The 25,805-nt window shown below is 57.9% G+C and carries 22 protein-coding genes; 5 read left to right on the top strand and 17 right to left on the bottom strand.

Going from position 1 to position 25,805, the window contains the following annotated elements; translation table 11 throughout:
* Positions 1–34 precede the first annotated feature (34 nt).
* The 6 genes from ONZ54_RS08990 to soxR all read right to left on the bottom strand — a co-directional run bounded on the left by ONZ54_RS08990 (position 35) and on the right by soxR (position 4,134).
* Entirely contained in the window at positions 35–796 is a 762-nt protein-coding gene (locus tag ONZ54_RS08990; protein WP_113720077.1) for an amino acid ABC transporter ATP-binding protein, read from the bottom strand.
* Entirely contained in the window at positions 793–1,449 is a 657-nt protein-coding gene (locus ONZ54_RS08985; RefSeq protein WP_174218890.1) for an amino acid ABC transporter permease, read from the bottom strand. Before ONZ54_RS08985 ends, ONZ54_RS08990 begins: the two co-directional genes overlap by 4 nt.
* Positions 1,450–1,506: 57 nt before the next feature.
* On the bottom strand, positions 1,507–2,280 hold the full coding sequence (locus ONZ54_RS08980; protein WP_271787975.1) for an amino acid ABC transporter substrate-binding protein: 774 nt from the start codon (positions 2,278–2,280) through the stop codon (positions 1,507–1,509).
* 311 nt (positions 2,281–2,591) lie between these two features.
* Entirely contained in the window at positions 2,592–3,002 is a 411-nt protein-coding gene (locus ONZ54_RS08975; protein WP_125602342.1) for a nuclear transport factor 2 family protein, read from the bottom strand.
* A 2-nt stretch (positions 3,003–3,004) separates the two neighbouring features.
* Complete coding sequence (locus tag ONZ54_RS08970; protein WP_212540229.1) at positions 3,005–3,592, bottom strand: O-methyltransferase; 588 nt, start codon at positions 3,590–3,592, stop codon at positions 3,005–3,007.
* A 62-nt stretch (positions 3,593–3,654) separates the two neighbouring features.
* Positions 3,655–4,134, bottom strand: a complete 480-nt coding sequence (soxR, locus tag ONZ54_RS08965; RefSeq protein ID WP_058394131.1) for a redox-sensitive transcriptional activator SoxR — start codon at positions 4,132–4,134, stop codon at positions 3,655–3,657.
* Positions 4,135–4,194: 60 nt separating this feature from the next.
* On the opposite strand from soxR, the gene ONZ54_RS08960 reads away from it, so the two are divergent.
* Positions 4,195–5,190, top strand: a complete 996-nt coding sequence (locus ONZ54_RS08960; RefSeq protein WP_265433886.1) for a questin oxidase family protein — start codon at positions 4,195–4,197, stop codon at positions 5,188–5,190.
* On the opposite strand, the gene ONZ54_RS08955 is transcribed toward ONZ54_RS08960, so the two are convergent.
* The 6 genes from ONZ54_RS08955 to ONZ54_RS08930 all read right to left on the bottom strand — a co-directional run bounded on the left by ONZ54_RS08955 (position 5,187) and on the right by ONZ54_RS08930 (position 10,726).
* Positions 5,187–5,621 (bottom strand): protease, encoded by a 435-nt coding sequence (locus ONZ54_RS08955; protein ID WP_271787974.1) that lies wholly within the window; start codon positions 5,619–5,621, stop codon positions 5,187–5,189. The genes ONZ54_RS08960 and ONZ54_RS08955 overlap by 4 nt on opposite strands.
* Positions 5,622–5,670: 49 nt before the next feature.
* Complete coding sequence (locus tag ONZ54_RS08950) at positions 5,671–6,711, bottom strand: M35 family metalloendopeptidase (RefSeq protein ID WP_059169346.1); 1,041 nt, start codon at positions 6,709–6,711, stop codon at positions 5,671–5,673.
* A 364-nt stretch (positions 6,712–7,075) separates the two neighbouring features.
* On the bottom strand, positions 7,076–7,720 hold the full coding sequence (locus ONZ54_RS08945) for a DUF2913 family protein (protein ID WP_021141127.1): 645 nt from the start codon (positions 7,718–7,720) through the stop codon (positions 7,076–7,078).
* 137 nt (positions 7,721–7,857) lie between these two features.
* On the bottom strand, positions 7,858–9,153 hold the full coding sequence (locus ONZ54_RS08940; RefSeq protein ID WP_170946494.1) for a DEAD/DEAH box helicase: 1,296 nt from the start codon (positions 9,151–9,153) through the stop codon (positions 7,858–7,860).
* 274 nt (positions 9,154–9,427) lie between these two features.
* Positions 9,428–9,961 (bottom strand): spermidine N1-acetyltransferase, encoded by a 534-nt coding sequence (gene speG / locus ONZ54_RS08935; RefSeq protein WP_017413054.1) that lies wholly within the window; start codon positions 9,959–9,961, stop codon positions 9,428–9,430.
* Positions 9,962–10,075: 114 nt separating this feature from the next.
* A complete protein-coding gene (locus tag ONZ54_RS08930; RefSeq protein ID WP_021141126.1) occupies positions 10,076–10,726 on the bottom strand; it encodes a DedA family protein in 651 nt (216 codons plus the stop codon).
* Positions 10,727–11,047: 321 nt separating this feature from the next.
* Between ONZ54_RS08930 and ONZ54_RS08925 the strand changes: the two genes are divergently transcribed.
* The 3 genes from ONZ54_RS08925 (at position 11,048) to ONZ54_RS08915 (ending at position 14,931) form a co-directional block, all read left to right on the top strand.
* A complete protein-coding gene (locus tag ONZ54_RS08925; RefSeq protein ID WP_087755436.1) occupies positions 11,048–12,010 on the top strand; it encodes an autotransporter domain-containing protein in 963 nt (320 codons plus the stop codon).
* A 375-nt stretch (positions 12,011–12,385) separates the two neighbouring features.
* Positions 12,386–13,249, top strand: coding sequence for a nuclease-related domain-containing protein (locus tag ONZ54_RS08920; protein ID WP_271787973.1), 864 nt, complete (start codon positions 12,386–12,388; stop codon positions 13,247–13,249).
* Positions 13,250–13,281: 32 nt separating this feature from the next.
* Complete coding sequence (locus tag ONZ54_RS08915; RefSeq protein ID WP_271787972.1) at positions 13,282–14,931, top strand: hypothetical protein; 1,650 nt, start codon at positions 13,282–13,284, stop codon at positions 14,929–14,931.
* A 53-nt stretch (positions 14,932–14,984) separates the two neighbouring features.
* Here ONZ54_RS08915 and ONZ54_RS08910 read toward each other — a convergent pair whose 3' ends face one another.
* The 5 genes from ONZ54_RS08910 to dapB form a co-directional block, all read right to left on the bottom strand.
* Positions 14,985–16,154, bottom strand: coding sequence for a DUF1615 domain-containing protein (locus ONZ54_RS08910; protein ID WP_271787971.1), 1,170 nt, complete (start codon positions 16,152–16,154; stop codon positions 14,985–14,987).
* A 216-nt stretch (positions 16,155–16,370) separates the two neighbouring features.
* Positions 16,371–18,029: a 2-isopropylmalate synthase gene (gene leuA / locus ONZ54_RS08905; protein WP_271787970.1), complete on the bottom strand. Its 1,659-nt coding sequence runs from the start codon at positions 18,027–18,029 to the stop codon at positions 16,371–16,373.
* Positions 18,030–18,561: 532 nt separating this feature from the next.
* Positions 18,562–21,786 (bottom strand): carbamoyl-phosphate synthase large subunit, encoded by a 3,225-nt coding sequence (carB, locus tag ONZ54_RS08900; RefSeq protein WP_271787969.1) that lies wholly within the window; start codon positions 21,784–21,786, stop codon positions 18,562–18,564.
* 16 nt (positions 21,787–21,802) lie between these two features.
* Positions 21,803–22,954: a glutamine-hydrolyzing carbamoyl-phosphate synthase small subunit gene (gene carA / locus ONZ54_RS08895; protein WP_271787968.1), complete on the bottom strand. Its 1,152-nt coding sequence runs from the start codon at positions 22,952–22,954 to the stop codon at positions 21,803–21,805.
* Between the two features lie 675 nt (positions 22,955–23,629).
* Positions 23,630–24,442, bottom strand: coding sequence for a 4-hydroxy-tetrahydrodipicolinate reductase (gene dapB, locus ONZ54_RS08890; protein WP_087755431.1), 813 nt, complete (start codon positions 24,440–24,442; stop codon positions 23,630–23,632).
* A gap of 247 nt (positions 24,443–24,689) precedes the next feature.
* Between dapB and ONZ54_RS08885 the strand changes: the two genes are divergently transcribed.
* A complete protein-coding gene (locus ONZ54_RS08885; protein WP_271787967.1) occupies positions 24,690–25,658 on the top strand; it encodes an alpha/beta hydrolase in 969 nt (322 codons plus the stop codon).
* The last annotated feature ends 147 nt before the right edge of the window (positions 25,659–25,805 follow it).

The following is a 25,805-nucleotide window of genomic DNA, read 5'->3' as shown; positions in this document are numbered from 1 at the left end:
GTTTTTTATGTCGCTCTCGTCCGGGAAAAACCGGCTAGATACTCCAGCTCTCCGGCAACCGCTCGGTCAGGGTAGAGATGTACTCAAAAGTACGTGCCCGCCTGGGGGTGGTAAACATCTGGCGCGCACTGCCCGCCTCCACCACCTCGCCGGACTCCAGAAAGATCACCTGTTGCGCTATCTGGGCTGCAAGGCGCAAGTCGTGGGTCGCTATCAACATTGTGGTCCCTTCTTGGGCCAGCTGGCGCAGCACGGCCACCACCTCCAGCGCGAGCTCGGGATCCAGCGCCGAGGTGGGCTCGTCACAGAGCAGCACCTTGGGCGCCGGCGCCAGAGCCCGTGCGATGGCGACCCGCTGCTGCTGGCCGCCGGAGAGGGTAGCGGGTACGGCCTCGGCCTTGTGCCTGAGTCCCACCTTGTCGAGCAGTGCCAGCCCCCGTGCTATCGCCTGCGCCTTTGGCCACTTCAGCACAGTCACCAGCCCTTCTATCACGTTTTCCAGCACCGTCATGTGCGGAAACAGCTGGAAGTTCTGAAAGACCATGCCGGTCTGCTGACGCAGGCTCAGCACGCTCTGGCGAGGCAGGTGATGGGCAAAGTCGAGCTCGCTCCCCCCCAGCACCAGCTGCCCCGCGTCCGGTCGCTCCAGCAGGTTCACGCAGCGCAGCAAGGTGCTCTTGCCGCTGCCGGAGGGGCCGATCAGCGCCGTGACACTGCCAGCTGCCATCGCCAAGCCAATTCCTTTTAGCACCCTTTGCCCGCCAAACTGTTTCTCGATGCCGCTCAATCGGATCATAGGGCCAGCTCCCGGGTCTCTTTGTGGGTCAGTCTGCGTTCCAGCCGGTCTTGCAGGGTGGAGAGCACTGAGCTGAACAGCAGGTAGATGATGGCCGTCTCTATGTAAAGAATCAGCGGCTCATAGGTGACAGAGGCGAGCCGCTGGGCCGCCTGAAACAACTCGGGCACTGTTACCGCCGCCGCCAGCGAGGTGTCCTTGACCAGCGAGATGAAGGTGTTGGAGAGCGGCGGCACAGCGATACGTGCGGCCTGTGGCAGGATCACCCGCCACATCACCTGAGGCCAATTCATGCCGATAGAGTAAGCTGCCTCCCACTGCCCTTTCGGGATCGCCGCCAGAGTGGCACGGATAATCTCCGAACTGTAGGCACCTATGTTGAGGGTGAAACCAATGACGGCAGCGGTAAAGGCATCCAGCACTATGCCCGCGCTCGGCAAACCATAGAAGATAAGAAAGAGCTGAACCAGCAGCGGTGTACCCCGAATAAGCCAGACATAAAAACGGACCAGCACAACCAGCGGGGTGGGGCCATATAACCTTGCCAGCGCCACCAGGAAACCGAGCAATATTCCCAATACGAAGGTGATCAGGGTCAGCGGCACGGTAAAAATAAGCCCCGCACTGAGCAGGGGCCAAAAAGAGTCGATCATTAACTGCAACCAGGCTGGCACGTTAATTACCTCTGTCGTTATTATGTTGCCGCAATATTATTGCGAGACGTCAGTGCCAAAATATTTAACCGATATTTTTTGATAGCTGCCATCCTGCTTGGCGGTACGCAGCGTCTGATTGATGGCGGCCAGCAATTCCGGCTGCCCCTTGGCCAGCAAGGCGGCGGATTGATCCCCCTTCGCCTCGGTGGCCGCCACCTTCAACTTGGCATCCGGCTTCTGCTTCTTGAAGTCCAGGAAGGAGAGGCTGTCATTGATGGTTGCATCCACTCGCCCGGTCAGCACCAGCGCCAGGGACTGGTTGAAACCCTCTGTAGCCACCACCTCGGCCCCCGACGCCTTGGCCAGCTGGGCAAAATTGCTGGTCAGGGACTGGGATGATTTTTTGCCCTTCAGATCCGCAAAGCTGTTGATGCTGTGATTATCGCTGTGCACCACGATAACAGCTTTGGAGGTGATATAGGGATCTGAAAAATCATACTTTTTCAGCCGCTCTGGCGTGATGGCCACTTCGTTAAGCACCAGATCGTAGCGCTTGGCATCCACCCCGGCGATGAGGCCATCCCACTTGCCTTCGACGAACTCGGGCTTCACGCCGAGACCGCTTGCGATCAGCTCGCCAATCTCAACGTCAAAACCCACCAGCTTGCCACTCTTGTCGTGATAGGTGAACGGAGGATAGGCCCCTTCCGTGCCTATCTTGATCACCCCGGCGCTCTGGATGGCGGCGAGGCTGGATTGGGCCTCGGCCGATGTCATCAGAGCCAGCGGAAGTGCCGCCAGCAAAAACAGGGAGCGTACTTTATTCATGATCCACCTCGTTATATTTATAAACACCCAGAACGCTTGCCAAATAAACACATTGGCGCCATGCAATTATTATTTTCCAAACCTGAATCCATAGCAGGCCAATTAATTTCATTCACAGCAACATAAATTATTAATTCGGTTGGCTATCGGCATGGACAAAACATAACGCGGATCATTCCATTGCCAAACAATGAAATGTGGGGATATTTAGCGAAATAATGGATAACGAGGATGGATGATGGATGAATATAAGGCAACAACACAAAATAATCATGTCCCCAGGGCAGCATGGCTCACCCTGGGGGCCAGGATCAGGCGTGTTGCGGCTCCCGGGGAATGGGGGTCACCCAGGGGCGACGCCAGCGGGGTGCCTCGTAGAGATCAGGCCAGAACTCGGTCTGACGCGAGATGACATTGCCGCGCACTGTGTGAAAGGTAATGGCGCGAGCCTGCACCTCACCATCGGTGATCAACACCTCGGTCACGACTTCACCGCCCTGCTCCAGTAGCCTGACCACGTCAAAACTCCAGGGGCCTGCCGCCGGATAGCGGCGGTTGATCTCGACAAAGTTGCAGCGCCCCTCGATGCGTTCCCCCGACTGCGGCCAGTCGCAGATAAAATCATCGCCGAGCCAGCGGGCCGCTCTCGAAAAATCATTGCTTTGCATGGCCTGCCAATAGGCCTCTACCACTGCTTTTGGTTCCATGGTTCTGAACTCCATGCTCACTCTCCCGACAAACTCACAACCAGCCACTCCCCCTTGCCAACAGGCACCAGCGAGGTCGCAAAGGCCGGATCACGCTGCACCTCTCCCATCCACTCTGCCAACTCATCCCGATGGGAGATGGCATTGTCCACCACCAGCAGACCACGAGGGGCCAGCAGGCGCTGGATCTGTGGCCACCAGACACGATAGCGCTGGCGATCCGAGTCCAGGAAGATGAGCTGATAACCGGCCTCTGGCAAAGTGGACAACAGGGTTTCAGCCTCCCCCGCCAACTGGGTGATCCAGGGGCTCAGGCCGGCACGCTGAAAGTTGATATCAGCCAGTTCACGCTTGCCCTCATCCCGCTCTATGGTGGTGACTCGGCCATTGAGCCTTTGCACCGCTTCGGCCAGCCAGAGAGTGGAATAACCGTTGGAGGTGCCAATCTCCAGTACGGCCTCAGCCCCCCGCGTCTGTACCAGTACCGCCAACAACTCGCCGGTATCGCGGGTGATATTGAGCATCTTGCTACCACGGGTCGGCTGCGCATCATCGTTGCGCTCGCCAAACTGTTCCAACTCCCGTTTAAGCTGTTGCAATGCCATGTCTCCTCCTTGCTCATTACGCAGGTCGCCCAGTGCATGGCATGCCAGGTCGACTCTCATGTTTATTGTTCTTCTGATCCCGGGTCGGATGGCGGCACATCCCCCAGCAGATAACGGGGGCCGGCGCCCTGTCCGGCCACCTGATCATCCGGGTTGTAAAGGGCGCAGTGCTCAAGGGACAGGCAACCACAACCAATACAGGAGGTGAGCTTGCCTTTGAGCTGCACCAAAGCCTCGATGCGCTGATCAAGCAGGCCCTGCCACTGGCTGGCTATCTGCTCCCAATCGCTGCGATCCGGAGTGCGGCCATCTGGCAAGCCGGCGAGGGCATCGGCAATCTCGCCAAGGCTCAACCCCATCCCCTGTGCCACCCGGATGAAGGCTATCCGGCGCAGCGCATCCTGCGGATAGAGGCGCTGGCTGCCATCGCTGCGCACGCTGCTGATCAATCCCTTCTGCTCGTAAAAACGCAAGGCACTGGCATTGACCCCGGCGCGCTTCGCTATCTGACCTATGGCTAACCACTTGCGATCCGTTTTCACCCTTGACCTCAAGTTAGCTTTAACTTGCACAATCCTGTCTCCCCTCGCAAAAGGAGTCAAATGATTATGCATCATCTTCACCACTTGCTCGATGCCAACCGGGCTTTTGCCCTCAACGGCAAAGGCACCACCAACCACTGCCCCATGGCGCTGCACGCCCTGCATGAGATGGGTGCAAGCCCCCGCCAGTTGCAGCATTTCTTCGATCATTGGCAGGCAACCCATGCGCTGCCGAGTGGGGAAACAAGTCAGGACGAGGATGAAATCCGTTTCGTACGACTGCGTCAGCAGTTGGCAGACCGGATTGCCGCCGAGGGCTGGTTGCCTCTCTTCGAGACCCTGCTGGCCCGGCGCTTCTCACCGGCAGGAGGCGCCTTCCATCCTCTTATTCGCTTCGCCTGTGCCTTGGAAAATGGTCATGTGGGAGAGCAGGCTGCGGCACTGGCCGCCTGGCAGTGCAGTCCCCTGATACTGCCTGTAGGGGAAGGCGCACCGGCCCGGGATGTCGCCAGCCTGCTGGCCGGGCTCTCCGAACAGTGGGAGGGTGCGAGCTGGCAGGGCGAGTGGATCACGGGTCGATTGCAGCAGGTGGCAGAGGCGCCGCGCTGGCCGGGCACGCTGCCGCAAACGCTCGCCGAGTCATCGTCTGTTTTGACACAACTGGCCGAGGTGGCCCTGCCGCTCTATTGGCAAACCAGCAATTTTACCGTGCTGCACATGGTGACCGGCAGCCGGGCCGCAGCCATTGTCGCAACGCAGTTGCCCAGCGAGTGGCAAGGGCAGTGGCAGACCTTGATGTGGCAGGCGGTGGCGGCGGCTTATATCACGGTCGGGGCTCCGCACCTGCGTCCCCAGACATGGCCTGCCTGCAACGGATTATCCTGGCAGCAAGTGTTGGAACGAGCGCTCGCCAGTCTGGACGATCATGTGATCAAGCTGGTGCACTGCTGCTGGCGGGAACAGGCAAGCAGACCCGGCGATGCATCCCGCTATCTGGCAGTTGCGGCCCGCGCGGTGGGGCTGCTGAACGCAGCAAACGGGCGTGACGCCGCTTAGGGCGCCGCCAACCTAGTGAAACTGATGGCGGGGCAGCTGGGGGCGACCCCCTGGGTCAGGGTCAAGGGCTGGGCGCGATAGCTGAGGTGATAGAGGCCTGGCCGGGACAAATCGTAGACCTGGGTCAGATCTGCATCCGCCTGGCTCTGCTGGCCCGCCCCCAGAATGAAGAAGTCATCGGCACCGGGTTCGCCACGCTTGGCGAGCGGTCCTTTGTAAACCAGCGGCTGATTGTCGAGGGTGAGATCGATGGCATCGGCGAACCAGCCTTCGAACGGGGTGAACCAGCTCAACACCTCGAGCGGCCCCGCCCCCTTGTTGGTCAAGGTCATCACCAGGGGCAAGGGCTCGTTCACCCGGCTGTGTGCCTTGACCGACAGTTCACACTGCAGGGGAGCGAGCGCGAGGGTGGTGAGCAAGAGTGTCATCATGGAACCTCCTTCAACATCAAAAAGGGGCCTTGCGGCCCCTGTCAGCGGATCAGTTTTCGCTTGGGGTATTCTCGGCGAAGTATTCATGATTGTCGGCGTTGTTGAGCGCCTTGACCGGATCCGTCTTCGCCAGATTGCGGGCATTGGCCTGACCGTAACCCAGATCGTCGGTGCCTGCCACCACGTTGAAGTGACTCAGCTCATGGACTATGGTGCCGGCACGGGAATCGCTCCCGGTGACGGGCGCCGTCCAGAAGCTCTTGCACAGATAAACCTTGTAGGGTTGATCCGGATAGACGTAGGCGAAGTAGCTCTGCTTGCAGCTGCAGTCAAAGGTGAGCGGCTTGTTGTCGATGGCATCCTTGATCTTGCTGAAGTTCGTCTCGGCCTGATCCCAACGGGCACTGCTATAGGCCCCGAACCAGCTGCGATAGCGCTGGCCATCGGGCTTGTCGACCGCCAGATAGCTGCTGGCGTTGTTGCTGATGCCACTGGCGGCATCCAGCGCCGTCAACAGATCGCTCTTCTGGGTGTTGGTGCAGCGTCCGCTGAAACTGACAGAACCGGCAACAGCCTGGGGCTCGGCGGCGGCCACCTTGGCCTGAACCCGCTCATCGTTCACCCCTTCCACCCACAGGGTGATGGCGTTGGACTCGCTCGCCTGGGCCTGTTTGGCCTTGGCGGCCTTCGCCTCCTGCGGTACGGTCGGCAGCTGATAGCGGATGCTGTACTGACCCTGAGCACTCATGTCATAGAGACCCGACACTTCCGCCTGCACCGTCAGGCTCTGGCCGGCCTTGAGCAGCTGGAAATCCTTGTCGGTTGGCGCCGCACGCTTGATCAGCGCCCCCTCATAGCTGACCGGTTGACCATCCCGCTCCACCAAAAACAGGGGGGCATCGTCGCTGCCCGGCAGCTGCCACTTGAGCAGACGGATAGGCTTGTCACCCGTGTTGGTCAATGTCAGGTTGACGCGCACGTCGTCTGTGCTGCCATCCACCAGGGTGAGTTGGGCATCGAGCCCAGCAGCGCAGAGCGGGGAAGCCAGCACACCGGCCAGCAGCAAGGCTATTGGAGTCACTTTCATCATGTTTCCTCATTCATTGAGTGTCGCCATCAGGCGGTTTGCTTCCTTAAGGCCCTCTTTGGGGCCCACTCACCCTAGAGCAGAAATTTTCCACCACCATCCCACCATATGGGGGACGCCCCCCATCAGAGGGGGGCAAGATGTAGGCACGCTGCCATGCGACACATTTCGAACGACAAAACGGGAATCCGCTGGCCGTATCACGCAGCCCCTTTGGTTCTTGTAAAAGGTGCTTGTAAAAAGGTTCCTGTAAAAATTTCGCTTGCTCTCGCCTCACCCGGCCAAGCCCGCCAGCACCATCACTGGCGCATAAAAAACCCCGGCGCTAGGCCGGGGTTTGGGAACAACAGAGGGAAGAGGCTCTCCGTCAGGCTTTCGCCTCGGCCAGCAGCGCCAGCGCGGGCTGCAAGTTGGCGGGCACCAGACGGTACGCCTTGTGGTGCTTGACAAGAGTGACCTTCTTGTTGCCCTGGCTCAGCAGCAGACCATGGTGAAAGGCCGCTTGCGCCAGCCTGGCTTCATCACCGCGCACGTACAGGGTCAAGGGTTTGATCAGCTCACCCTGCACTATGTGCTCGCCATATTCGCAACTGGAGATCACCAGACTGGATTGGCCCTGTCCCTGCAAGCGCAGTTTGGCGTTCACCTCGCTGTCGGTAAACACCAACCAACCCGCGGCTTCCAGCTCGGCCAGCAGGGCGGCAAGCCTGGTGCCGAGCTGTTGGGAGTCCGCCTGCACCCGGGCGTACTGGAAGGCGATGCGCTCCAGCAGGCCCTTGAGATCGGCACCGGCCCCCAGAGTACGGCCCTGCTGGATCCAGCCTTTCAGATCCTCCATCACCAGACGGGAGAAACGCTTTTCCTTGAGGGAGTCCGCCATCCAGGTGCAGAGAAAATGGCTCTCCTGGGCGGGGGTGCGCTTGCCCGCCTTCTGCTCGGCGGTGCGCGCCAGCTCGGCAAGGCTCTGGGTGGCCATGTCGAGCAGGGCCTGATTGTAGTTAGGAGGTGTCATCACGGATCCTCAGAGAGACGAGCGGGCCAGAGGCCGGGTCATCAACAGCATAAAGGCGCCAGTGGCGCCTTTATATACAAAATCACCCCTCCCGGTCTGCCCTGACAAAGGGAAGGCGGGGACGGGGTTGGGCGCGCTTACTTCGGCTGACGCGGCTTCTTCATTGCCGCCAGACGCTTGAGGCGCTGACCCTGCAGCTTGGCTTCGGCCATGGCCTGGGCGGCGGCGTTGTCTTCACGCTGGGGACGCTTGCCGAAGCGACGACGCTCCTGCAACTGCTTGATCAGCTCGTCACGGTTGCCCACTTCGTAGCCCTTCGCCATGACACGGCGGATCTTCTGGCCGATCAGCGCCTCGATCTCGAGCAGGGTACGCTCTTCTTCGCGGCTGACGAAGGAGATGGCCATGCCGCTCTTGCCGGCGCGACCGGTACGGCCAATGCGGTGCACGTAGTCTTCGGCCAGGAACGGCAGATCGTAGTTGACCACGTACTGCAGATCCGGGATGTCCAGACCACGGGCGGCCACTTCGGTGGCGACCAGCACCCGCACCTTGCCTTCGGTGAATTCGCGCAGGGCGCGGCGACGGCTGCCCTGGGCCTTGTCACCATGCACAACGGCAGACTTGATGCCATCCAGATTCAGCTCGGCCACCAGCTCGTCACAGCTTTCACGGGTACTGGCAAACACCAGCACCTGTGGCCAGTTCTGCTTGCCAATCAACTCGGAGAGCAGCTCGCGCTTGCGCTTCTGCTCCACCGGATAGACGGTGTGAGTGACGGTATCGGCGGTGGAGTTCTGCTTGTTGACGCTGATGATCTGCGGCTTGTCCAACATGACGTTGGCAAGCTTCTTCACCCCGTCGGAGAAAGTGGCGGAGAACAGCAGGTTCTGGCGCTCCTTGTTGACCGCTTGCAGGATCTGCTGAACATCGGCGCTAAAGCCCATGTCGAGGATGCGATCCGCTTCGTCCAGCACCAGACACTCGACGCCTGACAGGCTGAGGTTGCAGGCGGTCAGGTGCTCCAGCAGACGACCCGGGGTCGCCACTATGATGTGAGCACCCGCTTTCAGCTTCTTGGCCTGCACATCCTGCTTGCCGCCGCCAACGAGCGTCAGCACGGTGACATCCAGATACTTGGCAAAATCATTGATGTTGCTCGCCACCTGGGCCGCCAGCTCGCGAGTCGGAGTCAGGATCAGCACGCGGGCATTGGACGGCTGCAGCTCGGCCGGCTTGTCCACCAGGCGCTGCAATATCGGCAGGGCGAAGGCGGCAGTCTTGCCGGTACCTGTCTGGGCGCTGGCCAGCACATCGAGACCGCGACGGATAGTCGGGATCGCCTGGCGCTGCACAGGGGTCATCTCCTGATAACCGCAATCTGAGACAGCACGCAAAATCTCGGGGGCAAAATCGAACGATTCAAATCTCATAATGGGTTCCTGTGTTCCAGCTGGATTGTGTTTGGCTTGCGGCTCGGCGTAGGCGAGGCGGAGGTTGATACCACCGGTGGCTGCGTCCGACATCAAGTCAGAAAATGAGCCGGAAAATGGCGGGCGCGAAGTGTAACAGATAGGCATCACAAATTCTGCCTCAAATGGCCTGAGTTTTTATCCTGTCACGAGAAAGGTGCCGACAAAGAGAGCCGCATCACTGGCATCGGCCAGCGCAGCCCTGCCCCCATCGGCACCAGAATGTCAGGAAACGTTAGACCCTGTTGGCAGCATTTGCCTGAAAATCACGCTGAAACAGACACATGCGAATGGCGGTGCGATATTTGCCATCGATGAAGAACTCCTCTTTCAGCTCCCCCTCCGGCGCGAACCCCAGCGACTGATAAACGTGTCGCGCCTTGGCATTGTCACTGTCGACGATGAGATACAACTTGTGCAGATTCAGCACGTTGAAGGCATACTTCATCGCCTTCAACGTTGCTGTCTTGGCATAGCCCAGCCCCTGATAGGCGGGGGCTATGATGATCTGAAACTCGGCGCGGCGGTGGATGCTGCGAATATCCACCAGCTCCACCAGGCCAACATTGGTGCCCTCCACCTCCAGGATGAAACGGCGTTCTTGCTGATCGTGGATGTGCTTGTCATAGAGCTGGGCCAGCTCCATGTAAGCCTCGTAAGGCTCCTCGAACCAGTAACGCATTATGCTGGCGTTGTTGTTGAGCTGATGTACGAATTTCAGATCCTCTCGCTCGAGGGGACGAAGGCTCAGGGTGTCACGACATGGCATAAAGTACCTGCTTGATGGTTGATGGGCGGCATGGGCGGCCCGCCTGGGCCTAGCCAATGCCATTGGTAAATCAATGGAGAACCCGGGGCCAGCCTGCGCTCCCCCGGATATCACTCAGCGAATGCGATTGGTCGGGCGCTTGAACAACCGGATGGCGATGGCCGCCATGGCGATAACGAACAGACCGAGGGAGGTCACCAGCAGGCACTTGGTCATCAATTCGTGATACTGGACGAACGCCGGCGCCGCCATCACGAACTTGCCCACCAGACTCAGCAGCAGGGCCCAGAGGAAGGCGCTGGCAAAACTGGCCATCACCACCCGGGGCAGATGCAGGCGGGAGACCCCCATCAGCATGGGCGTCAGCACCCTGACGAAGGGCACGAAACGAGAGGAAAACAGAGCCCAGAAACCGTAGTTGTGCAGCAGACGCGAGGCCCGTGGCAGGCTGCCGTCCGGGATCATCCGCTCCACATGGCCCATAAAGGAGGTGCCGTGCAGCGCATGGCCCTGCAGATAGGCGATCAGGCTGCCGATCCCGGCGGCGAGCGGCATGTAGACAAGGGTCACTTCGGGGCCGAGCACTCCCATCCCCACCAGGCCACCGGCCAGCAGCACCAGACTGTCACCGGGCAGGGGTAAAAACACGAAGCTCGACTCGAGAAAGAGGATCACCACCAGGCAGGTGACGAGCAGGCCCGCCGCCTGCATCTGGATCAATTGGTCAAAGTCCTGTTGCCATATGGCAAGCAGCATATCCTGCATCTGGTGACTCCCATCAACGTCAGTGAGCATCCATCCCGGGGGACCCGATGGCCCCCGCTGCGGCTGACACTCCCTGTCGCCATCCCCTTTCTCTCCTTGAAGGGGTTCCTGTTATACACCCGCGCAAGTGAACAAAAAATTAATGTCTGGCACAAAGTCAGCAATCAATACAAAAAGCTGAATGGCAGGACAAGGGTTGGACGAGCACTCCGGCTCTGCGATGTATAAGCTTCAACCGGCTCACCCTTGGGCTGCCAAGATGAGAAAAAGTCGCTACAGTCAAACGGCGCATCATCACAACCGGCTTCGGGGGAACAAGGCATGCCCACACACACAACCCTTCGCACTACCCTGCCCCTGCTGATCACCCCCTTGCTCAGCCATGGCGCCATGGCTGAAGAGTCGTCACTAATACAAAAACGTGCCAACGCAGTGGTGTCGCTGATGACCTTCACTGTGGTGCCCGACATCACAGCCAGCAACCTCGACATCGGCAGCAACACCAGCACAACGGCATCGTCGGCGCTCAACATGACCCAGATGGGGGGCGGCGCCACCATGAGCGAGAGTGTGCCCATCTATCTGGAAGGGACACTGGGTTTTAGCCGCTACGATCCCAAGTTCGTGGTGAGCAACGGCAGCGAGAGTCGCACTATCCCCACCCGATGGAACAGTCTCACCGCCACGGGTGGTATCGGCTGGGATCTTCATCTGCATCAGGATCGTCACGGCGGCAACTGGGTATTGCGCCCCATCGGCAACGTCACGCTGGGCACTGTGGCAAGCGATCTGCGCATCGGCAACTGGCTGCTGGGCCAATACACAGGCAAGAACCTCGACTTTCTCGATGGCGGCAGACTCGATGTCTACGGCCTGGGTGGCGCCCTGATGCTCGACTATGAACTCTTCTCTGCACAGCAGGATATCGACGTTGAGCTGCGCTACTCCTACCAGCATCTGCAAAGCTTTGGCGGCACCTCGGCCAGCGTAACCGGTCAGGCCAATGCGGAGAACCTCGGCCTCTACCTGCGCCGCCGCGCCCCCATCGGCAATTTCACACTGCTGGACAAGCCGCTGCGCTACGTGATGGAAGGGGCTCGCACCGAATATCTGGGCGAGCAAAGGGGCCTGCTCGGTTTCAACTCCCTTAACTCGCTGGGGCTCGGGATCGAGCTAGACAGCAGCAAGTACGACATCATAGTGACCCGAACCCGGCTGGTGGCCCGCTATATGTTCAGCCACAACACCAGCGGCTACGGCGTCGGGCTGGCGATGAGTTTCTGAGATCGCCACACGAAAGAGCAACCCACCCTCTGTTGTTGGATCCTGCGCGCCTTATCCTCGCATAAGGCCTACAGCAACGACGCCTGCCCCTCAGCCAGCGCCCTCTAGCTGCCAGCAGCGCTACAGCTTAAAAATCACTGATGAGTCACACAGTTAGTGGGATTTGTCACACATTCGTCCTGATTAAATCGCTACAGTAGCTCTTTTCGACGCCCAATCATGGGGATAGCGCCAGCCAGGTGTCCAATCCGGTTGCCCCACTGACTGGTTAACGGCAACAGGTTGGGGGCTGAATGCTTGAGCCACCTTTGGTGAGCACCCATGACCAATATTCCTGTCACCAAGGAGTGGTGATGGGGGTCAAGGAGAGATGAAATGGATTTCACCCCCCTTATTGCTGCCTTGCTGGCTCAACTCTGGTATGTGATCCCATTGTTGCTGCTGATGACCATAGTCAAAACCCCCTGGTTCAAGGGCATGATCGGAGAGTGGCTGATCACCCTCAGCATCCGGCTCTTTCTCGACAAGCGGGAATATCATCTGCTGAACAATGTCACGCTGCCGCTCGAGCAGGGCACAACCCAGATCGATCATGTGATCGTCTCCCGCTTCGGGGTGTTTGTTATCGAGACCAAAAACATGAAAGGGTGGATCTTCGGTGATCCCAAACACAAGCGCTGGACCCAGCAGCTATACCGACGCAGGCACGGCTTCCAGAATCCTCTTCACCAAAACTATCTACATGTGATGACGCTCAAAACCCTGCTGGGGCTGGCGGATCACCAACTGCACTCGATCGTCTATTTTATTGGCGACTGCACCTTCAAGACCCCCATGCCGGACAATGTCATACGCCGCGGGCTTATTCGCTACGTCAAGAGTAAAACCACGCAGGTATTGACCCAGACCGACGTCATCAGGGTGGTCGATTCCATTCAACAGGGGCAACTCGCTGCCAATTGGCAGACCCACAGACAGCATGTGGCACAGCTCAAGGCACGGCACGGAGTTTTCACCCAGCCTGTCCTCACCAGCGAGACTCGTCCTGTGCCTTCCTCATTAACCGCCATCGCTCAGTCAAACAAGGTCGAGGTGCTGACTTGCCCCAGATGCGGCAACACCATGGTACTGCGCACCGCAAACCGAGGGGGAAATAAAGGAAATCAGTTTTGGGGATGCAGTGATTATCCAAAATGCAAAGGTATTCGTAGCTGTTTAAAAGCATCGAATTTTTTATAAAAAACTAATATTTTATATAAATTGGTGGTGATATGAACTACAGTTCTGAATTTATCAAAAACTTATATCAGGATAGAGACAAAATAATTATTGGCTTAACCGGTAGAACCGGGAGTGGATGTACTTCCGCAGCACGAGTCCTCAGCCAAGACAGCTTTCAATCTATTTCCATGACTGACATAAATCAATTGACTGGAAATCAAAAAAGAAAAGCGTTGGTTATACATAAGCATGCGCGTGCGACATGGAAAAATTTTTATATAATTACAGTTAGCAGCGTTATAATTTTTATCACGTTGAAATCACTCAAGCAAAACACTCCATACAAATTAACATCAAAAACTGAATCTCTGTTGAATGAGCTAAATGAAATAGTTATACAAACAAAACCAAGTGATATTACCTATGAGCTTGCAAGGGAAATTTCAGAGAAAATACTGGAGAGTTCTCCAAATAAATCAGACTATAAGATTGCCCTTCAAGAGCTAGGCGATAACCTACGAAGTTCTGGAGATCCTCTGATTAAGAAAGAAAACCCTAACAAATGTTTCTTATTGCAAGAAGAGATTGCTCTGATAATTAAAGAAAATGAAGGGGCTTACTCCTATTTCGCAATTGATGCGATCAGAAACCCTTATGAAGCTCAGTATTTCAAGCAACGTTTTTCCTACTTTCATCTCGTTGCTATAACTGTAGATGATGAAACAAGGAGAAGAAGACTATCCAAATTAGGCTATACAAACTTTGATATAAACAGAATTGACTATAAAGAGGGGATGGATCTCAAAGACATTGACTTGAATGAAGAGGAAAAAGACCGACTTAAGGACATCATTCCAACTGTTGGTGAACTATATAGCCAAAACATAAGCCTATGCCTTGAATCATCCGACATTTTTATTAGTAATGCGACGGAAGATATCAAAACCACAAAAAACCCACGTTCTCTAGCTGATCAGCTAATAAAGTTTGTGTCATTGATGAAGAGACCTGGGTTAGTAACACCGACAGCGATAGAGCGATGCATGCAGGTAGCGTTCATGTCTAAATATAACTCAGGCTGCCTTTCCCGTCAGGTTGGCGCGGTCGTTACAACCAGTCAATATTCAATAATATCAGTAGGTTGGAACGACGTAGCCCACGGCCAGGTTCCTTGTAACTTAAGAAATGCAGAGTTATATATTAACAACCATGACAATGCAGCATTTAGTGAATTTGAGCTGGGTAATGAAAAATTCAGCCAGCATATAAGTGCCATCTATAAAGAAAAGGTCGCCACCTTCAAGAAAAATGACTATGCAAAGGCAATCACAATATCTTATTGCTTTAAGGATGAATATAACTCCATCACAAAGAAGAGCAACCAAGTGTTTACACGTGCACTTCATGCAGAAGAAAATGCATTTTTACAAATATCTAAACGTGGTGGAACACCTGTCGAAGGCGGATATCTTTTTACTACAGCGAGCCCTTGTGAATTATGTGCCAAAAAGGCCTATCAGCTGGGTGTTGAAAAAATATTTTATGTAGACCCATATCCAGGTATCGCCCAAGATCTTTTCTTGAAAGCTGGAGATGGAAGGCCTGAGTTAATTCTATTTTCTGGTGCTATTGGCCGTTCATATGACCAATTATATCGACCATTAATGCCGATGAAAGATGAAATAAAAAAGCTAGTATGAGCTACCGTCAAAGAATTTTATTCTCTTTGACAGCAGCTATTCAATAAGCATAGTTAGCGAATCATCGCCATCTGCCGTACACAGCGTTGCTCCCTGTCATCCACTCGCTTGGCAAACCAGGCGGTGGTGAGGTTGCGGGTGATCTTGGGGCTCTTGAGTTGAATGCCGGGCAGGATGGCACGGGGTTGCCGCTTGCCAGCCTGCTTGTCGGCCAGGGTAAAGACCCTGTGATAGAGGTCGGTCTGGGCAAATTCGGCGGTATCCCCTTTGCGCAGGCTCTGGTGGATCGCCTGCTTGCTCATATTGACCCGGCTAGCGAGGGTATAGACAGCCTGCTCAGTCTTGCCCGGCAAGTCTGAGTCATAGCGGACAAGATCCCCATCCAGCGCCAGGGTTTTGCCGCTCAGTCGGCTGACGGCAGCCTGGAAGGCGGCGTTGCGGCTGGCGTACCAACCCGCATTGAAGTCGGCGAAGCGATAGAGGGTATCCGGATAGTCGGCGGGATAGCCAAACAGGTGCCTGGTGCCGAACCAGATACCGCCACGACGGCTGAACACCTCATGGCGAATGGAATCCTTGACGGGATAGGGGTAGCCACGGGCATTTGCCTCGGCAAAGGCGATGCTCACCTGCATGGGGCCGCCGGTATGCACCGGGTTCATGTTGCCAAACAGCGTCTTGCCCATGGGCACCATGCTGATCATGTCCTCGAAGATCTCGCTCATCTCCCGCTCGGTGCGAAGCTTGTCGATGCGCTCGGCATAGCTCTTGCCGGTGGGGGACTTGATGCCAAGGGCCGTGCGCACCACGAATTCAGGGATCAGCAGCTTGGCGGCGCGGGCATTTATCTCCTTCCAGGCAATCTTGCCAAGGCCCGGCACCACGGGGTCGGCCTGATAGGTGGCCTCCTGCTCGGCCACCGCCAGCACAGTGCAGACATTGTGATCGCTTACCGTCACTCCCTGCGTCGAGAGCGCCGTCACCACATCATTGGCCCAGCCCTGCTTGTCTGGCACCTGACGCGGCAAGAACCGCACTATGCGGCTCTTCATGTCTGCCGGTTTGCGTGGCTGCATGGCGATAGGTTGTTTGGACTGCTGGGCGCTCATGGCGACATCTTGCTTGGGCGCCGTCGGGTCGCTGGCACACCCGGCAAGCAACAGGATTGCAAAGAGAGGCAGGATGGCGAGCCGAGTGGGAACAAGGGGTGAGGAAAATATCATCAAGGCTTCCGATGCAGGGGCAAGGCGCTGGGCGCCCGGCACACGAGAGTCACACGAGCGGAGCGGCTCCGAACGCAAACAGGCGCTCATTGTAGAGGATTGACAGGCGGATCTGAAGGCGCAGATGCCTTGACGCAGCACCCGCTGGCGCAATCGAGCAGCCCCGTCGGATGGGCGGGGCTGCTGCAAGCGGATGGGCTCTTTGGCGACATGCACTCAAGCCGTTTGGCGCAGGGCCTCAATTTGCGCCGCACCATTGATCACCGCCTGCAGGGAGGCGTTGACCACGTCGCGGCCGATGGCGACCCCGCACATGCGCTGGCCATCGACGCTGAGCAGCACATAGGCGGCGGCGCGGGATTCTGTGCCGGCGGTGAGGGCATGTTCCGAATAATCGAGCACGTCGATGTGCATCCCGGTCTGGCGCTCCCAGCCGTTGACCAGCGCAGTGATGGCCCCCTCCCCTTCGCCGCTCAGGTGCAAGGTGCCGTTCGGGGTCTGCAACTCGAGGCGCAGACTCTCCTGACTGTCGTGACCAAGCTGGAAGCGACCAATGCGATAGCCGTGTACTGGCTCGAGGTAATGCTGCTCAAACAGGGCACGGATCTGTTCCGGGCTGATTTCGCTGCTGCTTGCCTCGGCCTGTGCCTGGACCCGACGGCTGAAGTCGATTTGCAGCCAGCGCGGCAGTTGCAGGCCAAGGTCGCGCTCCAGCAGATAGGTGACGCCCCCCTTGCCGGACTGGCTGTTGATGCGGATCACCGCCTCGTAGCTGCGGCCAAGGTCTGCGGGATCGATGGGCAGATAGGCCACGTCCCAGTAGGCATCGGGTTTCTCGGCCGCCAGAGATTTGCGAATCGCATCCTGGTGACTGCCGGAAAACGCCGTGTAGACCAGTTCGCCCGCGTAGGGGTGGCGCGGGTGCAGGGCTATCTGGGTGCAGGCGCCCACAGTGGCGACTATGGCGTCCATGTCTGAGAGATCCAGCTCGGGATCAATCCCCTGGCTGTAGAGGTTCATGGCCATGGTGACTATGTCCATGTTGCCGGTGCGCTCGCCGTTGCCAAGCAGGGTGCCCTCGATGCGATCGGCCCCCGCCAGCACAGCCAGCTCGGCGGCGGCCACCCCGCAGCCTCTGTCGTTGTGGGTGTGGATGGAGATGCTCACCTCGGGGCGCGCCTTGAGGTGGCGGCAGAACCACTCCACTTGATCCGAGAACACATTGGGAGTGCTCACCTCGACCGTGGCAGGGAGGTTGAGGATCATGGGGCGGCCAGCAGGGCGCCACTCGTCGATGACGGCGTCGCACACCTCTACCGCGAACTCCACCTCTGTGCTGCTGAAACTCTCCGGCGAATACTGGAAGCTCCACTCTGTGCCAGGATTGCGCGCCGCATGGTCTCGCACCCAGCGAGCGCCTTGCACGGCGATGGCCTTGACCCCCTCGCACCCTGTGTTGAACACATAGTTGCGCTGGGTCGGGTTGACCGAGTTGTAGACGTGGACGATGGCGCGTTTGGCCCCCTTGAGCGATTCAAAGGTGCGGGCGATCAGATCTTCGCGGGCCTGCACCAGCACCTGTATGGTGACATCGTCCGGAATGAGATTGCGCTCGATAAGTTCGCGTACGAAATCAAAATCAGGCTGGGAGGCGGCGGGGAACCCCACCTCTATATGCTTGAAACCGACATGGACCATCAACGCCCACATTTGCAGCTTCTGGGCCACCGTCATGGGTTCGACCAGCGCCTGATTGCCGTCGCGCAAGTCCACGGCGCACCAGAGCGGCGCCCGCGTCATCACCTGGTTGGGCCATTGACGGTCCGCCAGTGCAATAACGGGGGCGGGGCGGTATTTGCGATGATCGAAGCTCATATTCAGATTCCCTTGGCTGATGTCCTTGAGGCGCGGCGCCGTTGCGGGCAATGAAGGTGAGCAACGACGCGACTGGGCAGGCAAGCAAACGGGGTAAGGAGGGGGAAGCTGGCTGGCGCGGTAACGCTGGCCCTGACGGTTGCGCAGGTGGTAACCCCACAACCGGTTTCCTGTGGCCCCTCTGGGTAAAAGGGGACGGCCTCGGCTACCGGATAAGCAACTGGCCCTGATCCTCGCACCCCGCTGTTGCAGGCGCAGACGACCTTATGTGATGAGAAACCAGTATATAGAGGCGGGTTGGGTGAGTGATTGCAAAGATTGCGGCATAAATCGAACATTGCGCAATTATTGTCACATTTAGTTCATTTTAAGGGATTATCTATCCCTATCCATGTGAAATCAGGCCAATACTCTTTACGCAGTGCTGGCGCCAAAAAACAGAAACCCCGCCATCGCTGGCGGGGTTTTTCAGGGTTCGCAAGTGTTGTGCAAAGAAGGAGAGAAAGACTCCCCTGCCCTTGTTACGCAATGCTTAGCGGTTTTTCACCTTCTGATGCAGCTCCTGCACCGAGTTCACGTTGGCGGTGGCATCCATGCTGATGGCCATGCAGGTGGCAAACGCCTCATTCATGGTGGTGGTATAAGCCACCTTGTGCTGCAAGGCGGCGCGGCGCAACTGCTTGGAGTCCTGGATCGCCACTCGCCCTTCGGCGGTGTTGACGATGTAGGTGTACTCGCCATTCTTGATGCGGTCGAGAATGTGCGGACGCCCTTCGTGCACCTTGTTGACCAGGCGCGGGTTGATGCTCGCTTCACCCAGGGCCACTGCGGTGCCGTGGGTGGCATCCAGCTCGTAGCCCAGCTCCAGCAGCTTGGCGGCTAAATCCACCACCAGCGCCTTGTCGCTGTGACGCACAGACAACAACGCGCGCCCCTCTTTCGGCACCGCATGGCTGGCACCCAGCTGGGCCTTGGCATAGGCCTCGGCAAAGCTGCTGCCCACCCCCATCACCTCACCGGTAGATCGCATCTCTGGCCCCAGCAGCGGGTCAACCCCAGGGAACTTGGCGAACGGCAGTACCACCTCTTTCACCGAGTAGTAAGGCGGGATTATCTCGGTGGTAAAGCCCTGATCTTTCAGGCTCTGGCCGGCCATGACGCGGGCGGCAATCTTGGCCAGCGGCGCACCGGTCGCCTTGGAGACGAAGGGCACGGTGCGGGCGGCACGCGGGTTCACTTCGATGAGGTAGATGTCATCGCCCTTGACCGCAAACTGCACGTTCATCAGGCCGACCACACCGAGTTCCAGTGCCAGCTTGCGCACCTGCTCGCGGATCTCGTCCTGAATTTTCTTGGACAAGGTGTAGGGCGGCAGGGAGCAACCGGAGTCACCGGAGTGGATACCGGCCTGCTCGATATGCTCCATGATGCCGCCGATGACTACGTCCACGCCGTCACAGATGGCATCCACGTCCAGCTCGGTGGCATCGTCCAGGAAGCGGTCCAGCAGCACGGGCGATTCGTTGGAGACGCTCACCGCCTCGGCGAAGTAGCGACGCAGGTCGGTCTCGTCATAGACGATCTCCATGGCGCGGCCACCCAGCACGTAGGATGGGCGCACCACCAGCGGGTAAGTGATCCGCTCGGCGGTCAGCACTGCCTGCTCCAACGCGGTGACTGTGCCGTTTTCCGGCTGCTTGAGACCGAGGCGCTCAACGGCGGACTGGAAGCGCTCGCGGTCTTCGGCGCGGTCGATGGCATCCGGGCTGGTGCCGATGATCGGCACGCCGTTCGCTTCCAATGCCCGTGCAAGTTTGAGCGGGGTCTGGCCGCCGTACTGCACGATGACGCCCTTGGGTTTCTCGATGCGCACGATTTCCAGCACATCTTCCAGGGTCACCGGCTCGAAGTAGAGGCGGTCGGAGGTGTCGTAATCGGTGGAGACGGTCTCCGGGTTGCAGTTGACCATGATGGTCTCGTAACCGTCTTCGCGCAGGGCCAGTGCCGCGTGCACGCAGCAGTAGTCAAACTCGATGCCCTGACCGATACGGTTCGGGCCGCCGCCGATGATCATGATCTTGTCACGATTGGTCGGGTTGGCCTCGCACTCTTCGTCATAGCTCGAATACATGTAGGCGGTGTTGGTGGCGAACTCAGCCGCGCAGGTATCGACCCGCTTGTAGATCGGGAAGATGTTGTGGCGGGCACGCAACTTGCGCACCTCGCCCTCGGCCACGCCGAGGATCTTGGCCAGACGGGCATCGGCAAAGCCTTTGCGCTTGAGGGCGCGCAGGAAGTCGGCATCGAGACCGGCCATGCCGCGCTCTTTCACCTGATCTTCCAGCTTGATGAGATCTTCTATCTGCACCAGGAACCAAGGGTCAATCTTGGTCAGCTTGAAGATGCCGTCCATGGAGAGACCGGCGCGAAACGCATCGGCGATGTACCAGATGCGGTCGCAGCCAGCGTCCTGCAACTCGTGGCGGATGCGGGTCAGGGAGTCAGGGGCATTGAGGTCAACCATGGGGTCGAAGCCGGTCTTGCCAGTCTCGAGGCTGCGCAGCGCCTTGTGCAGGGACTCCTGGAAGTTGCGGCCAATGGCCATCACTTCGCCGACCGACTTCATCTGGGTGGTGAGACGGTCGTTGGCGCCTGCAAATTTTTCGAAGTTGAAGCGCGGCACCTTGGTGACCACGTAGTCGATGGCCGGCTCGAAGGAAGCAGGAGTACGACCGCCTGTGATGTCGTTCATCAGCTCGTCCAGGGTGTAACCGATGGCGAGCTTGGCGGCAATCTTGGCGATGGGGAAACCGGTCGCCTTGGAGGCCAGCGCAGAGGAGCGGGACACCCGCGGGTTCATCTCGATGATGACCATGCGGCCATCTTTCGGGTTGATGCCGAACTGGACGTTGGAACCGCCGGTCTCGACGCCGATCTCGCGCAGTATCGCCATGGAGGCGTTGCGCATGATCTGGAACTCCTTGTCGGTCAGCGTCTGGGCTGGCGCGACCGTGATGGAGTCACCGGTGTGGATGCCCATGGGATCGAAGTTTTCGATGGTGCAGACGATGATGCAGTTGTCGTTGCGATCCCGCACCACTTCCATCTCGTACTCTTTCCAGCCAATGAGCGACTCATCGATGAGCAGCTCTTTGGTCGGCGACAAGTCCAGACCGCGCTCGCAGATCTCGACGAACTCTTCGGTGTTGTAGGCAATGCCGCCGCCCGAGCCACCCATGGTAAAGGAGGGACGAATGATGCAGGGGAAGCCGACCATCTGCTGCACGCCCCAGGCCTCTTCCATGTTGTGGGCGATGCCGGCGCGCGGGCACTCGAGGCCAATGCTCTTCATGGCGATGTCAAAGCGACGGCGATCTTCGGCCTTGTCGATGGCGTCGGCGGTGGCACCTATCATCTCGACACCGAACTCGGCCAGCACGCCATGCTTTTCCAGATCCAGCGCGCAGTTCAATGCAGTCTGGCCACCCATGGTGGGCAGCACGGCATCCGGGCGCTCTTTCTTGATGATCTCGCGTACCACTTCCCAAGTGATGGGCTCTATGTAAGTGGCATCGGCCATCTCGGGGTCGGTCATGATGGTGGCCGGGTTGGAGTTCACCAGGATGACGCGGTAGCCCTCCTCGCGCAGGGCTTTGCAGGCCTGGGCGCCGGAGTAGTCAAATTCGCAGGCCTGACCGATGACGATGGGGCCGGCGCCGAGGATCAGGATGCTCTGTAGGTCGTTACGTTTTGGCATGGCTTCTCTTTTCCTCTTAAGCGCGATACTGCTTGATCAATTCAATAAAGTGGTCGAACAGACCGGCACAGTCGTGCGGGCCCGGGCTCGCTTCGGGGTGACCCTGGAAGCTGAAGGCCGGACGGTCAGTGCGGTGGATGCCTTGCAAGGACCCGTCGAACAGAGAGACGTGGGTGGGGCGCAGGCAATCCGGCAGTGAGCTCTCGTCCACTGCAAAGCCGTGGTTCTGGGCGGTGATCATGACGGTGTTGTCATCCAGGCTCTTCACCGGATGGTTGGCGCCGTGATGGCCGAACTTCATCTTGATGGTCTTGGCGCCGGAGGCAAGACCCAACAGCTGGTGACCCAGGCAGATGCCAAATACCGGCGTGTTGGTGTTGAGAAAAGCCTTGATGGCCTCGATGGCATAGTCACACGGCTCGGGGTCACCGGGGCCGTTGGAGAGGAAGATGCCATCGGGGTTCATCGCCAGCACCTCGGCGGCCGGTGTCTTGGCCGGTACTACCGTCAGACGGCAGCCACGATCCACCAGCATCCGCAAAATGTTGCGCTTGACGCCAAAGTCGTAAGCTACCACGTGGTATTTGAGTTCATCGGCCGCCGGGGTGACGTGCCCCTTGCCAAGCTGCCAGCTGCCTTCGGTCCAGGCGTAGGCGTCTGACACAGTCACTTCCTTGGCCAAGTCCATCCCCTTGAGGCCTGGGAAGGCGCGGGCCTGTTCGAGGGCATATACCTCATCGACCTGTTTGCCCGCCACCTCTTTGCCGGCATAAATGCAGCCAGCCTGGGCGCCTTTCTCGCGCAGAATGCGAGTCAGTTTGCGGGTGTCGATGTCGGCGATGCCAACGATGTTGTGAGACTTGAGGTAATCGGAGAGGGATTGCTGATTGCGGAAATTGGAGGCAAGTATCGGAAGGTCCCGGATGATCAATCCCTGTGCATGGATTTGACTGGACTCTTCATCTTCGCTGTTGGTGCCGGTGTTGCCTATATGGGGGTAAGTGAGGGTGACTATCTGACGGGAATAAGAGGGATCGGTAAGGATTTCCTGATAGCCCGTCATCGACGTATTGAAAACCACTTCACCAACGGAACATCCCTCGGCGCCTATCGACACGCCTTTGAACACAGTTCCATCTTCCAGCACTAGCAATGCAGTGTGATTCAAGACAACCTCCAGTTATTTAGCTTTAAATTCAGCAATTTACCTGGGTGTTGCGGGTCCGGACGCTGTTTGAAACAGGGCTCAAACCCGGCAGATTTCTGGCAAATTGGGCGCATTCTACTTAAAAATGATCGCATTTCAACGTCTTTTCTCGTTTTAAATGCATCTAAATTCAATAAACAAGCAACATTACCCATTATCTATGCACTCAATCGCTTTGCAACCCCCTCCAGCAAAAGAAAAGCCAGAACCCGCGACAAAAGTGGCACCCTGTGCCACTCAAAGCACAAAAACCAACATTTAACCCTTTAAAAACAAGCAATTGTGATTTATAAAAAAAACTAACCAGACATTAAAATAGTCATTTAATGACAGATAAGTGACTTGCAAAAATAGAAAACGTTTTTCTCGTTTTGAATTTTTAGTCTTTTTTGTGACTTGTGAAAAAATGCGACTGCAGGGGGTGTAGAGGCCCAATCTCGTTACGCTTTGATGACATTTGAAAGAGGGGAGCGAGGCCGCCGTTCTAGAAAGAGGTAGTTTGGATGGTTTGGGTGAAAAAACGCGGCGTAATCACCATTTATACAAAAAATACGAAAAACCCCGGCGAACCGGGGTTTGGCAAGGAAGTAGGTGCCCCTCGCAGGGGGAGCGATGACACCCAGGACGTCAGGCAGCTTATTTCAGACTGAGTACATCCTGCATGTCGTAAAGACCGGCACCCTGCTGGCCAAGCCACTTGCCCGCGCGCACAGCGCCATTGGCGAAGGTGAGGCGGCTGGAGGCCTTGTGACTGATCTCCACCCGCTCGCCAATGTCGGCAAACATGACGGTGTGTTCCCCCACCAGATCGCCGGCGCGAATGGTGGCAAAGCCGATGGTGTTGCGATCCCGCTCGCCGGTGATCCCTTCACGGCCATAGACGGCGCACTCCTTGAGATCGCGGCCCAGGGTTTTGGCCACCACTTCCCCCATGGAAAGCGCTGTGCCGGACGGTGCATCCACCTTGTGCCTGTGATGTCCTTCGATGATCTCGATGTCGGTGTAATCCCCCATCACCTTGGCGGCCTGCTCCAGCAGCTTGAACACCAGGTTGACGCCGACCGAGTAGTTGGAGGCGAAGACGATGCCGATCTGCTTGCCCGCCTCTTTCAGCGCCGCCTTGCCTGCGTCATCAAAACCTGTGGTGCCGATCACCATCTGCTTGTTGTGGGCCAGGGCAAAGGCCAGGTTGGCCAGGGTCACCTCGGGACGGGTGAAGTCGATGATGAGATCAAACTCATCCCGAACCTTGTCCAGGCTGTCGCTGATCATCACACCCAGCTTGCCCAGACCGTTGAGCTCACCGGCATCCAGCCCGATCACGGCAGAGCCAGGTCGCTCCAGCGCCGCCCCGACCACCACGCCCTCGGCGTTGGTGATGGCTTCCAGCAGCACCTTGCCCATACGACCATTACAGCCCATCACGGCCACACGGATCGGATTGTCCATCTCCACCCTCTCATCTGTTTTATGGAAAGAGACCGTTTTACCAGCCTGCGCCGGCTTTGAAAAGCCGTGAGACACCCTCTTCGGTTCGGCCGCGACGGTGAACCGCTCAAAATGGCTGATGCCCCCCTTGCCATTCCAACCCCGCAGACTGGCGGTTTGGGGTTTGGCAGAGACGGCGCCATCTGATAGGTTTCCCTTGATGGACACAAGGTTCAACCCCACGCCGCTGCCGCCAGGAGATAGACATATGAATACGGGATTGCTGTGCGTACTGGGCCTGCTGTCGCTCGGCCTTGTCACCCTTGTGGCGGCGCTGCTGTTTGGCAGGCCTGGCCCGGCGCCGGAGATGGCCAGTATCAGCAACCCCTTCAAAACCCTTGACTGGAGCGGCATGCCCTCGCCCGCCAGATACAAGGCCCGTGACGGTGCCGAGCTCGCCTACCGACACTATGCCCCCGCAGCCAAGGATGTCAGGGGTAGCGTTGTGCTGGTTCATGGCTCCTCGGCCAGCAGCCAGAGCATGCACATACTGGCGAGCGCCTTCTCGCAAGCCGGTTATGGTGCCTACACCCTCGATATCCGCGGCCATGGCGAGTCGGGCCAGAGAGGCACGATAGCCTACATAGGGCAACTGGAAGACGATCTGGAAGATTTCTCAGCAGCAGTGACCCCGAGTCAACCCACCACCCTCGCAGGCTTCTCGTCAGGGGGTGGTTTCGTGCTGCGCGTCGCCGGTGGCTCACGGCAAACCCTGTTTGACAACTACCTGCTCCTCTCCCCGTATCTGGGCCCCACTGCCGCCAACTACCGACCAAACAGCGGTGGCTGGGTGAGCGTCGGCCTTCCTCGCCTCATTGCCCTGAGCATCCTCAACGGTTTCCATATTTCAGCACTCAACCATCTGACGGTGCTGAACTTTGCGCTCAATGAAGAAGCGAAAGCACTCCTGACCCCCTCCTACTCATTCAACCTCGCTTCGAATTTCCAGCCAGAGCGCGACTACCGGCAGAATTTGCGCAATGTAAAGCGCCCCTGCGCCCTGATTGCAGGCACCGATGACGAGGCGTTTAAAACCGACCAACTGGAACCCGAGTTAAGAGCGCTCGGCATTCAATGGCCCGTCACCCTGGTGCCGGATATCGGTCACATTGCCCTGACTCTCGATAAGCGCGCCCTGGCTGCAGCCGTTCAGGCCGTGGAGAAAATGACCCAGTAACAGCGCCGCCCTCCCCGAGTATCAAGGCCGCCTCATTGCCTGCAGGTGCGGGTGCCATGCCCAGCACGCGCAAGGCGTCGGCGGCCTACCCCAAAAGCAGATAACCCGAATATTCAGTAACATCAGCCCGTCAGCCCCGTCCGCCAA

It is taken from the genome of Aeromonas salmonicida (assembly GCF_028355655.1).
Classification (GTDB): Bacteria; Pseudomonadota; Gammaproteobacteria; order Enterobacterales; family Aeromonadaceae; genus Aeromonas; species Aeromonas salmonicida.
This window is presented reverse-complemented; position numbering and strand designations above follow the sequence as displayed.